The sequence below is a fragment of the Paenibacillus sp. sg306046 genome (genome assembly GCF_059821225.1).
Window position 1 is genome coordinate 1 of sequence record NZ_JCAMRT010000027.1, and the last position, 12,669, is coordinate 12,669.

The 12,669-nt window shown below is 37.2% G+C and carries 8 protein-coding genes; all 8 read right to left on the reverse strand.

The genetic code is table 11. The features are described 5' to 3' along the window. Positions 1-569: 569 nt before the first annotated feature. The gene (locus AC6ROY_RS21660) at positions 570-1,511 is read right to left on the reverse strand and encodes an SIR2 family protein (RefSeq protein ID WP_500102677.1); all 942 of its coding nucleotides are present in this window, start codon (positions 1,509-1,511) and stop codon (positions 570-572) included. Beyond that, a complete protein-coding gene (locus AC6ROY_RS21665) occupies positions 1,502-2,902 on the reverse strand; it encodes a hypothetical protein (RefSeq protein WP_500102678.1) in 1,401 nt (466 codons plus the stop codon). Before AC6ROY_RS21665 ends, AC6ROY_RS21660 begins: the two co-directional genes overlap by 10 nt. A gap of 126 nt (positions 2,903-3,028) precedes the next feature. After that, positions 3,029-4,606 (reverse strand): ATP-binding protein, encoded by a 1,578-nt coding sequence (locus AC6ROY_RS21670; RefSeq protein WP_500102679.1) that lies wholly within the window; start codon positions 4,604-4,606, stop codon positions 3,029-3,031. A gap of 2 nt (positions 4,607-4,608) precedes the next feature. Then, entirely contained in the window at positions 4,609-6,249 is a 1,641-nt protein-coding gene (locus AC6ROY_RS21675; protein ID WP_500102680.1) for an ATP-binding protein, read from the reverse strand. A gap of 12 nt (positions 6,250-6,261) precedes the next feature. Continuing rightward, entirely contained in the window at positions 6,262-7,344 is a 1,083-nt protein-coding gene (locus AC6ROY_RS21680; protein WP_500102681.1) for a hypothetical protein, read from the reverse strand. Positions 7,345-7,466: 122 nt separating this feature from the next. After that, positions 7,467-9,383, reverse strand: coding sequence for a radical SAM protein (locus tag AC6ROY_RS21685; protein ID WP_500102682.1), 1,917 nt, complete (start codon positions 9,381-9,383; stop codon positions 7,467-7,469). Continuing rightward, a complete protein-coding gene (locus AC6ROY_RS21690; protein WP_500102683.1) occupies positions 9,380-10,702 on the reverse strand; it encodes a hypothetical protein in 1,323 nt (440 codons plus the stop codon). The genes AC6ROY_RS21685 and AC6ROY_RS21690 overlap by 4 nt, the downstream gene beginning before the upstream one ends. A gap of 13 nt (positions 10,703-10,715) precedes the next feature. Continuing rightward, positions 10,716-12,668: an ATP-binding protein gene (locus AC6ROY_RS21695; RefSeq protein ID WP_500102684.1), complete on the reverse strand. Its 1,953-nt coding sequence runs from the start codon at positions 12,666-12,668 to the stop codon at positions 10,716-10,718. Between the last annotated feature and the right edge of the window lies 1 nt (position 12,669).

Genomic DNA, 12,669 nt, shown 5'->3' on the forward strand with positions numbered 1-12,669 from the left:
AGTGGATCGCCGGTTTGCCCAGCTACATCAAGGCTTATTTGCCGATTTCAAGCTGCGAAAGTTGAGTTAATTAATCCTTATTCGGATTAATCCTGGCTAAAACAGCAAAACTCTTGATTTTAATATACAATTGGCATATAGCCTCTGCAGTAAAGTGGTCAAAGCTCCCAATTAGCGACTGGCCTGTTGTCCGACCACCTATCTAAATAACCGACTTCATCCGATGGAAGAATAACTCTTGCCATTCTGGATTTACTCATAATCTCTATTCACCGAAAAGAGCAAATTCTCCATCGGTCATTTTTCAACTGACGCTTCTATCACTTTTCCAATCGGAGGAATCAGTACATCATGTCCCGCCTCCCCCCCCTCGGTACAGAGTCGCTATTAATTTGTGCTGCCATTTCCTCTAAGGCTTCTTTAGATAATCGCATGTTGTGTGCCTTGTTGCTAATATGCCTCTTGTTCTCACCAAAAGCATCCTCTCCTTAAGTCACTCCTGTCTATTGAAGCGTATGTACATCCTCTAACCGAGCGTTTCATATTATCGGCTAACTACTCAGTTGTGCCTAGTACGCTTCACCTTTAAAACCAGACAGATCACTTGTTACGTCACTACCAAAAATTTGTCTATATCTTGCAGGGACAGACTCATTCTTGTAATCAATGACATGAATTATAGGACGCTTCCCCCCTTGATGAATAGCGCGCTTAATCCGTTCGATAATTGCAAAATCTGCTGGCGGAAGTGAGTATCCAATAAATACAATCTTCTCTGCTTCCGAAATATTCTGAAAGGCTTCATTCCAGACCTGCGATAAATCTGGGATGTCATATGACTTCAAAATCGTTGGGGTTACAAGAACCGGCTGAAGATGCGGACTGGAGCATTTAGGGCAGGTAGATATTGGATGTTTGATAACTATGATTTTTTGGCAAAACGAACAGACCTGCCAGTTAAGGGAGCCATGCAATTTGTACAGTCGGATACGCTGTGTAGGCATCGTTTTAGTTAATCCGTAATGTGGCTCTTTTCCTGAAATTTCTTTTATTGCCCGATCAAGCAGCAAATCGTAATTGAGAGAGATAATATTGGCTTCGTACTTTCCCTCTTTCATCTTTATATTTCTAATAAACTTTTCATGAACGCTCTCTTCAATATTAGATAATGATAGTCGTAATGTTTCGCTCATTAACTGGATAAGCAACTTCTGCAATTCAACATTTTTCAATGGGTCGTGGCTCGGTAATAACGTAATCTTATTTGCAATAGCCCAGTCGATAGTACTTATGACCTCATCAATTGCAGGAAAGTCTTCACGAATATTACTTGTTTGACTAAAGTCTCGTGAGTAATATTCTTCAAGAAACGCCCAGAGTTTCTTTAATTGTCCTTCATTCTTTAATAACGAATGTGCGACTTGTAGAAAAACGGGAACTGTCGGCGCTCTGTCGGCGGCCGATGCTCCCGCCCCAAAAACGTATACTGCTTTAATGGATATTACCTCCAAATCATAGCTAGCTGATCACTAATTTCTTTTAATAATTCACTTTGAGTACTTGCATTCCGATCTGCACTATATATACCGAGTAATACTCTAACTCTTTCTTGATTTTTTTGTTTACATATTGACGGATATACTTTATGTTTCTTATTTAGAATAACTTTGCCACTTTGAAAAGAAATCGACACAGGCCATGAATCCACACTTTGATCTTCATGAACTACAGGACAAAATTGATTCCAATAAACACTGCTCATTAACTCATCTTTATTGCCTTTTGAATTATTATCATTAACCTCATCATTTTGCGAACTAGAATCCGCTTCTCGGTCAGTGCCTGAAGTAGTGGTTAAAGAGCTATCTGCAGACTCACCCTCACCAGGATCAGGGTCCATTGTCCCAGTTACAGTGAAATCAGCATTCCCTCCAACTGGGTTACCTGCCTGACTTGCTTTACTTCTCCCAGCATCAGAATCCTCTTCAGCACTGGTGGTGGTCGACTTTTTTTTAAATTCCCCCCAAGTAATTTTTGATTCAGCTAATCCAAAATACGTTTCGTCTGGGTCTGCGCTTTTTAGAACAAGCTCTTCAAAATTACTTCTAAACTCCGATGTTGTAACATTCGCTTGTTTTAAGATTTGTATAAGTTCTGGTAGCTTCTTCAGGCGAAGCTTCTTTTGCTCAGTTGTGTCAGTATCATTAGATGGTAAATGCCACTCAAAATCATAGGATTTGCTAATAAGTCCAAAAAAAGATTTCGTGCGTTCATTTTTCGTAACAGCCTCTATATAGCTATACTCAGAAGGGTTTAACTTACACCCTGATAACAATTCACTTTCAGCGTAAAGTGCATACCGAACAATACTTCGTTTAACGGTGCTGGTTTCATCTCCATAATACTCACCTATCCGTTGGATGATTTCGTCAGGAGTTGTTTCTGGCTTCGATTGCCTTAATTCTCTAAAATAAGTGTAACTAAATTTAGCCTTGGCCACCGCTCTCCACTCTTTAACTGCGCTAACATTAGCAACTCCTTGAACCTTTTTTATTTCCGCTTTATATTCAGCATCGGAGTCACCCTTCTCTCGTACTATTTCAACTACAGGAATTTGAGTATTTTCATCAACTACTGCAATTTGCCCGCTCTTTAGACAAGCTAACCTCCTGTTCCCTTCAATTACGATGTACTTATCTTGATCTTTCAATTTTGTCACAACAAGTCTACTTGCCCATACGAGTCCATTCTTCATTCCTTTTAATAAATTTTGTGTATTGTATTCTTTCATGATATGTTCTTGAATTTCACTTTGACTGTTTCCGACATCCTCTAGTATACGAGGATTCCCTTCATCAAAGTAAATCTCTTTTATTGGCAATAACTTGTCTACATGCTTCATTTCCTCATCTCCAATAATTCGAAGTTGTAAATTACACAGATGGATGGAATTCGATGTTTAAAAGACATCCGATCGAACTATCCGTTTAGATATCTGATAGCAGTAATCATAATAAATAATCGAACCCTATCTACCTTTAGGTTTCTGCTTAAGCTCTTCAATTATTATTTGTTTAAGTTCTTCGGCAGCGTCGTACGTCAGCCGTTTGTCAATGATTTCAAATATTTTAATGATCACACGTTTAACATCTTTTGAATGGTGTGATAGCGCCTTTTCCTTATCTAATGAGTACTCCACCGTTTCAATCTTCTTATTAACGTCATCTACCTTTTTCTTTACTTCTGTAGATTTATTTACAATATTTTCTATTTCTTTTATTTTCGCCGGGTCAAGTTTATCCTTAGATTTGATAAGTGTCTCTGTGCTTTTCTCTAATTTTTCTCTAATCACTTCTTGCTGTTCAATAATTTTTTTTCTTTCTTCCTCAGAAGATACACCCGTTGCTATTTTATTTTCAATATTTTGAAGTTCCAAAGCGCTCTTTTCAATCTTATCTTTTGCTGAATTGTAATTTGAATAATAAGAGGGAAGCTTGGACAAAACACCTCTCGTATACTTTTCAAGTCGTTCCCTAAAACGTGTATATGCTTCATTTGCTTCAAAATTATCTCTTCGCGCGTTTGGAATAATATCATGTTCATACACGTAAATCTCGCCTATGAACCATAGATTAAACCGCTCTTGGGTAAAAAAGCTATCTAACGTCCCTTCATCGCCGATTAAAATATTGTTTTTTCTTACCCTTAACCCTCTCATACCACTTTCTTGGACTTGACCGTAAAAATTGGTGATTGCGTACCAACCCCAAAAAAGCAATTCTCCACTTTCTGTTATTTCTGAAATATGCTCTATTCTTTGAATATCATCTCTTTTGTTTTTAGCAGTGAACCACGTTTTATATGATTTATAAATAGGGTCAGGACTACCATTCAAATAAATATTATACTCCTCAAGTGGCTTGTTTATTTCCATAAGCTTCTTTTTAATTCCCACTTGTGAATCAGTGTAAAATACGAATTTCTGTCCATCGTAAGGTACTGGAGCTACTTCAGAGAGGTAAGTTCCCACTTCATCTTCACTCATTAAATCTGAATGTTTGTAATTAACCCCCTTAAGCAAAACCTTAAAGTAGTGAGATTCCGATGCTTCATCTACAGTATCAATACTTACAACCTCATTAATAACACGTGATAGATCATACTCTTCATGCTTACCTGGCTGCAAAAGCTCCCTTAATCGAATACAATTCCATCTAACGATTGATTTTTTGTTTTCTCCTGCAAATGTAGTAATGAAATAAAGTTCATCCGCATAGCTTAATCCGCCTAATCGACCAATCCCTCTAAAACCTCTATTTTCTTCGTGTCGCTTTTCAGAATTACCAACGTCACAAAGAACATTCCACGCTCTCTTAACAGAAATACCAATACCATTGTCTTCAATTGTAATGATACGTTCCTTCTTATCAAGAGAAATATTTATTTCCCCTTGTTGTCTGCCTAGCAATAATCCCTGTTTTATAGCAGCATCTATTGCATCAGTAGAGTTCTGAATATATTCCCTGAAAATGATTTTCGGTTCGGAATACATTCCCGTGGTTAGCGACTCTAAAGTATGTTTGCCAATTTTAATATCTCTACTCAACTCTAGTCACCTCTTTGATAGTACGAAGGGAACGGAAACGAAACCTTCAGTGGTGTTCCAAATATGGAGTGCTGGACAATCAGCTCTCCTTTTCCCAAACGGGTCATCATATTTGTAAATACTTTTGGTATGTATCTATAGTCGGGCTTTGATACTTCGATTGCATTTGTTCTTCCATATACATGAGTTGAGCAGTTACCCTTAACTCTATCATGAATGGCACTTTTAAATTGTTCAGCGGAAAATAATACGATGCCTTCTGATCTTCCGCGTTCAGTAATGTCCAAAAGATAATTTAAGATAGGGGATTTTTGTGGAGCGTTTGAAGAAGCATACTTGTTTAATTCATCAACAAAAATTATTATTCTTTCTGGTATATCTTCCTGGTCCCGACCTGTCTCCCCATACTTCAAATCATTCACAGCTTTCAATATATCTCCAAATACTAAGTATTGTAATTGTTCATCCAGCTTTGCTATATCAATAACACGAACATCATTCTTTTGAATTTTTTTTATTTCATCAGAAAGATGGCATTGTCGTTTGTTCGAATTTTGTGAAAGTGAACTTTGAAATATAGGGCTATTAATAGATTTATTAACGAGCCTCTTAAATTTTCTCCAAGATTGAACGGTAATCTCGTTACTGTTCTTCTTGGCATTTCCTGCTGCAGTAAAGTTGTCTAGCTTTGACTTGAACTCTTCCCAACTCAGATCAGAAAACACTTCACTTTCTGAAATATAGTTCAGAATTGACTCCATCGTAAAGTTTGGATCATCTATATTACTAAAAAGAAGGTCGAGATTGGTTTTATCGTGTTCATATGTATAAATATAATTTTTAGCAACTCCAACATCGATTTGCTTTTTAATGGAGCTTTTATCAAGTGAAGTGTTAGCGAAATGTACTGAATCGTCGTTTTTATATGGATAGTAGTAATGAACATTATCAAAAGGAAGGCACTCTAGACCTGTTTTCTCCCATGTTTCCTTTTGCTCATTTGTGAGCAGAGGATTATGTTCATCAATGCGTAATAAATCGTCTCCCTTTACATTTAAAATAATAATTGCTGCATTATCAATTTTTTGCTGAATAGCCTGTAATAGAAACATTGCATACGACGTTTTGGTTGCAAGCCCCGAAATACCAGAAATATTGAGATGGGCTCCTTCAGGCCCGATCAGAAAGTCACTATTTAAATGAATAGGGACTGAAACATTGTTTGTCCCCTCAATAAATCCAGCGGGAATTGGATTCTTAATTCTATCTAGTCCTAGAGCAGTCTTAATGTCCTCTTCATCAGCGAACTCGATTATAGTATTATCCCTTAAGGGCATATATACTTCCTTGCTATTACTTATTACTTCAGCAACAGCATATGTTACACCTAATCTTTTAGTTGTAGGTTCCGACTCCAAACTACCAAAATCAGACGAGACATAATTACTTAAGTGACCTGCACTATCTGTAATGTGAAATATGTCTTTGACTATTCCGTATGTTATAGAGCGTTTCCCGTTAATTTCATTAATTGCTTTTATAATATCAAATGGTCTGATTTCTACGTTATCTTCAAGCCAGAAGATAAATTCGTCCGTACTGGTCGGATTTTTTTCCGTAGCTGAAACCTTACCTATTTTCAAATTGTTGTCCTCCTAGAATAAGCTTAAAAAATAAACACTACTTAGAAAGCTTTCTTTCAACATTTTTTCCGTTAAATAAATAGGATAAATATGATTAGCCCATCTTTGATCTTTACCGTGACAAGTTACGTTTCTTTCAAGAAGGATTGAGCTTGAAATATTATCAATTAAACCTGACTCAAATCCATCTTCTATTTCATTACTGGTTACAGCTATTTTTTCAATTTTGACAATACCATCTAGTGGGTTCGAAACCTTATCATGTGGGCGGATTCTCATGTACCATGCTCCAATGACTCTCCCATTGTCTCTCATTGGATACTTATATACAGGAGTTCTCTGTCCGAATCTTAACTCAGTTAAAATTGCTCCAATTTGTCTTGAATTTTTAGAAAGCTGTAAATTGGGATTAAATGACTTTGATAGACCAATAACATTTGAGAAAAGTCTGCTATCTGCTCGTTTATCCATGAACTGTAATGAACCGTCTATAATTAGCATTTCTTCTCTCTTCAGAACACGCGAATTAACCATTTCAGTTAATATATCTATTTCCATGCCCATCATTAATTTTTGAATTTTAGCGATAGCTAAATTTTCAGGTCGAATCTCCTGATCCTTCTGAAATTTGTATCTGTCCAGAATAAAAGGGGCATGATTTATAATAAAAGTTTCCTCTAGACTTTTTTTCATTTCATTAAAGTCTTCATCATTTATTAAATGGTATAGCATTAACACGTTACTTTTCTTTATACTGTATCTACTAATCTTTCCTTGGTCTCTCTGGCATACACCAGTAGCAAGTTGGCCTGCAACTATAGGCATAAACTTCCCGTCGGCAGTTTCCATATCAGCTAATTTATACGTATATCTCGAACCATCTAAAAAGTATTTAAATAACGAATTATTCACGTTGGTCGGAATGTTAATGAATTTCCCATTTTTATTTTCAGTTTCGAAAATAGTATCTTTAGTGAACAGAGTACCCTCGTCTTGATAAGGATCAAAATAGAAATTGTCGAGGTTAACCCGCTCTGATTGGTGACAAGTATAGCCTTTTTCCCTAATAATGCTGAGTATCTTCGTCTTCTTCATAAAGGCTCCATATTTCTGGTATAATATACCTACTCCAAATTAAACTTCGACAGTAAGAGGCAAATTCCTTCAACTAATATAAAAGCTCATCGCCTACTGTTATTTCAGTAGGCGATGAGCTTTTATACCCATTCTTTAATAACTGATTCATATTGACTATACGTCTGTCTAAATGTTGATGCAACTTTCGTATCCGCATAAATATTAACTGATAGCCCATTAATTTTTGAATTAACCCGCTGCATGAAACTTTCTACTCGAACATAATCCGCGACCTCTACCTCATACTCGGGATGCTTCATTTTCATTTGATCCCGCAACATCGGAAAGAACGGGAACAACTTCCCATTCAAGTGGTGCAGGTCGAAATCGTGCTCCTCTATATACGACCTGTACTGTTCATATACATCTGTAGAAGGCACTGGTGTAAATAGCATAGGAATAACCGAGCCTACTCGCTCAGAGGCATAAAGAGTAGTATCATATATTTCTTCGAGATCTTCGCCAGGCAATCCGAACATAACGAAAGCATTGATATTTTGCTTACGAGTATCGAATCCAACTTCCTCAAGAGCAGCCAGCAAGGATTCAAAACGAGACAAGTTACTATTCCAAGAGCGATTCCATCTAGCGTTCGTTTCCTTTTTGATCGTCTCAAGCGGTAAATAAATTTTTTCAAAGCCAGCTAACCGCATTAAATATACGATTTCCGGCACTCCTACTAAGTACAACCCTAATGAACTTTGTTCTTCATTTTCATATATAAGATCGGCGCGGCCATTTTCTTTTATCACTTTTCTTAAAACAACCTTATCGTCATCCCCTACAACTAATACAATGTGATCATCCGTCTGCTCTTTTACGACCACAGCACCGTGTGTTAAATCTTCCTCAAACTTGATAAATGTTCTCTTGGTTAGTCCCTTACTCTCCTTAAAAGCTTCATAAATATCGTTGGCTTTTGATGTATCTTGTGCTTCTAATTCCGTTTCAATCGATAATGTAGCTAAAATACTTTTATCAGAACGCATTTTTAAGAGATATCTTTTCCGATCACTTAGTGCAACACCAATTTCAATACCTTCCGGCGCGTAAATCTTTATGCCTTGTAAAGATTTATCTGCTAATACTGCCTTTAAAATCCGCTTAAACTCTTGCATCTTCATTAGAAGATTATCTTCATAAAAACAAAATACTCGTGTGTTTTTTCTGAATTTATCTTTTATCTCCGCGATCACATCTTCAAATGTACGCGTTCGTACCTTTGTTCCATCGTTTAATACGTTGGAGGCACAATACGAGCAAATATGAGGACAACCCCTAGAAGTAGTCAGAATAGTATATGGCGGCCTCTCTTTATCATCATACAGGTCTGTTGCAAGATCTAGGTTCGACGCGTCCGGCACTTCATTAAAAATTACAATATGTCGATCCATCTGAGCTTCATCGTTTAGGTCAAGTTTGTCCCCTTTCATCAAAAGAGGCTCAATCCCCAGCTTAGTTTCCGCATGCCAAGGCGCCAAGGTAGGATAAATGCCACCCAATCGTATTTTCGCCTCAGGAAATACCCGTAGTACCAACTCAATTACATCTCGTGTGCTTTCCCACCAGTATGTCATAATGGAAGTAATCCAAAACTCCACACTCTTGTATTTTTTTCTTGCAATGCTCTTCTTATAATTCATTAATTGATCTTCTAACTCATATGGAGGCAAACCAAACGTATATTTCCACTTCTCGTTAGGCTTTAATTTATAAGACATCGGTTCTTCTCGTTCCTCAGTTGAAGCCAAAACAACCACACTTTTTTTCTGTTTACGAACGGCATCATAGCTTTCAAAATCTGCTACACGCTCTGGAATCCCGCTTCCCTCACCGTAAGGATTCAAACAGTCGTACAATTTTAAGTCATATCCTTCATTTCGTAACCATGTAGCAATCTTAAGCAAACCATGAGGCATACTCCATCTAGCCCAATATTGTGTATCATAAATTGGCGGGTTGATGAGAATAGCCAACTTGTTTCGACTGATGGTCATATCATCATCCCCTTTTTCCCCAAACTTCTTTTTAAGGCAACTGAGCAGTAATGATTATCAAAAAAATCAAATGACTGCCCTAATCGTTTTTCGTTCAAAAAGCTGGTATGCTGATATAACTCCATGTATTCTTCGCGTGTGATTCCATTATCTACAGCGAGAGGGAAAACATGCGGTGTTAATTTATCTAGGCCTTGCTTTTGTTTTACTTCTAAATACTTCTCACTGTTTATCGTAGGAGTGAAGGGCTTAGGGATTATCGATCCACACATCTCAAGCAAATTCAAGGTGTGCCTGAACAGCCTTTCTAGTTCATCATCAACAGTACCAATCATAATAAAGCCTGCTAAATTCCCAGAGGATATTCGTCCAGTGTTATGTTTAACTAGTTCCAGATAGGCTCTTCGATAGCTATCTATGTTAAGCTCATTATTATCTAAATCATACTCTAGAAAAAATGAACGATAGCCCGCTTGCAGCATCTTAGTGTAGATCCCCTCTGTGGCATTCCTAATTTCCAGTCCACAAAGGCCGTGTAAATTAATAGACAGCTTTTCTTTTTCAAGCGTTGTCAGCATTTCCTGTAGCGGCTTGCAATCTTCTCTGAAAATATTGCTTTCAAAAAAAACGAAGTCTCTTATATTTTGTCTTCTTAATGATTTGATTTGTTCAATGGTATTTGCTGAATTGTTGCTCAATCTCAGTCCGCCAAATAGCAGTGTTCGCCCATTGTGTAAGAACTTTGTGATCTCCCCAGCGTAAACTTCAAAATCAGGATAGTACTCTGCTGTTTCAAAGTAATCGGTAATTAAATAATCCGCATTCATTCGCATCGCGTGATCAGTCTCATGTACAGGATAAGCTCCCATAATACTCACTTGCGCTGAAGGGCAGATCGTTTTCATATATGATATAACTGGGCGAAGCGTTTCAAACCAATAAGTTGTCATGGTCGTAATAACAATATGCGTTGGTGACCAATTTGGAAGTATGGACGTCAATTGTTGCGTTGCTTCCTCTAATGGCAAACCATAAGTTCGTGCTTTATATGTCGTTTTAATGTTTTTAGTACGAACTTCTTTTGCTTTTGCCAAATCACGCATAGGAACTCTGCCCGACTCCGTAGGTAACATAAAGTCGAGCAGCTCTACCTTACATCCTGCCTCATTTTTGAGCTTGGAACTTAATATTAGTAAGTCAGTGGGCTGATTCCAGCGAATCCAAGCATACCGTACCTCTTGAATTGGCGGGTTAATTAGTAACACTTTATCTTCACTTGTAATTTTTTGTAACCATGATTGGGATGAGATACATTCCATTGAAGACACACCTTTATACTTTGCTCGTCATTAAGCTGACGTAAGTATCTAATTGATCTTGCGGTAAATTAGAAGCAATGGTTGCCAAGCAGTGTTTAATAAATTGAGTGTCCCCCATTGAAGATCGAATAGGGTGATCCCAGTTAATATAAATTTTTCGGGTAACAGGATTTACTTGACAAAACATTTTCACATTTTTCTTATTGCCATGCTTCAATTCAATATTAAAATTTTGTCTGCCGATATTAATGTTTCGCTTCCATATATTCGCATTTTTATCTAGAAACAATTGCTTAGTTTCGTAATTAACTTTATACCCCTTCTCCGCATCTTCCAAGTCTTCCTCTTCATAAACGGAGAACGAGGAAAGCTTACCTTCCGCTTTCGGCAGTACAGCAGGACTAAGTTTTAAGTCACTCATATCTGTAGAGTTATAAAACGCATCTTCAATTTCAGGATTATCCATAGCCAAAGTAGCAATAACCTGACTTGCTTCCAAGATTGTATCTCGGTAAGATTGGTACTTCTTGAGAAAATTCGTTAAGCTTGAATTAATCTCACTTCTGGAAATAATTCCGTTTATAACTTCTTTGACAATTCCAGCAGCACGGTCTGAATATTCACCAACTAATTGTTTTTTCATCAAGTTGTAAGTTTTACTCTCTTTATAGAACCCATCCCTGCCTGGATTAATATCTTGAACTGCATCTATTCCTCTAAATATATTGATCTCACCTGATATTTGTGTCAAAGCCATTTTCAACGGACCAGATAGAATTTGGTCTAATCCAAAAAATGTTGGCTCCCCAACAGCGACACCCTTTACTCGTACTAAGATACCTCTTAATTCTGCTGGTAATATAAGAGAAGATTGACCTACTAAAAAACCTCTACCAAATACTTCTCCGTTTTCGTCACGAAGGTCGAACTGTTTAAGAATATCCTTATCTTCATCCATACTAAGCTTCAATGCCGGTTTTATTATTCGTCTCTTAAGCTCTCTCGGTTTCTGACCACTTCCCATCATAATAATTTCAATATGATTATGATCAATTTCATTGCGAATATATTCTTGCATCTCAGTTGGCAAATTCTCATCGCAGTTAGCATGAACTGGGATAATCCTACTTAAGTGCCATTCAAACTGTTCTAACCCGCCTTGACTTCCAATGTTCCGGGCACCTTTCTTACCTTCGTCTTTCAAATCATTTCTAACAAAATCCTTGATATTATTAAGTCTTACTTGCGTGTACGATTCATATTTTTTTTGGTCTGATACAGTATCAATACTTATCTCACAGAAAGATTCTATTTGCTCAAGACTCTTGCTTGTTTCTAATGAAAATAAAGCATCAAAATTTATTTTCGCTGTAAGTTCAAAATTGGAGGCATCATACTCATACCAAACCTCACAGCGATGATATACTGGTTCATGGAAATTTAGAGTCAGCCTTTCTCTATCTACCGACAACTCAATACCTTGTTCATCAGTCACTCCAATTATTTCGATGCAGCTTAGCACCGCCTCATCCTCATGCCCATGCATGAACAATCTCTCTAGATTTATCTTTAACTCACCATTCGGCTCTATAATGATTTTGTCTGAATACACAGCGTTCTTCTTAGTCGTTAGTTCGATCATTTCACAATAACGAGCTGGAGCAAGAAATCCAATTCCTTTTCCTCCTATCCTCGGACGCCCTTTAATTGCTGTAGCTTCATCTTTTCGATGACTTTTCCCGATACGTATATAGTCGCGCACAAATTCAATCGGTCCCATACCGATTCCATCATCTTTAATAGTCAACGACTCAAAATCAGGTCCAAATTCAAGTGTAACCGTTTCTGCATCTGCATCGTAAGAATTTGAAATTATTTCTTTTACTGCCTTTACAAATGGCTGATACACGCCTGATAATTCTCTTAAAACAGCAGGGCTGATTCCACCAAATCTTAATGCCTTCATG

Excerpts from the sequence above, each read along its gene's own strand:
- AC6ROY_RS21665 (WP_500102678.1), bottom strand. The coding sequence starts at position 2,902 with ATGAAGCATGTAGACAAGTTATTGCCAATAAAAGAGATTTACTTTGAT.
- AC6ROY_RS21680 (WP_500102681.1), bottom strand. The coding sequence starts at position 7,344 with ATGAAGAAGACGAAGATACTCAGCATTATTAGGGAAAAAGGCTATACT.
- AC6ROY_RS21685 (WP_500102682.1), bottom strand. The coding sequence starts at position 9,383 with ATGACCATCAGTCGAAACAAGTTGGCTATTCTCATCAACCCGCCAATT.
- AC6ROY_RS21690 (WP_500102683.1), bottom strand. The coding sequence starts at position 10,702 with ATGGAATGTATCTCATCCCAATCATGGTTACAAAAAATTACAAGTGAA.
- AC6ROY_RS21695 (WP_500102684.1), bottom strand. The coding sequence starts at position 12,668 with ATGAAGGCATTAAGATTTGGTGGAATCAGCCCTGCTGTTTTAAGAGAA.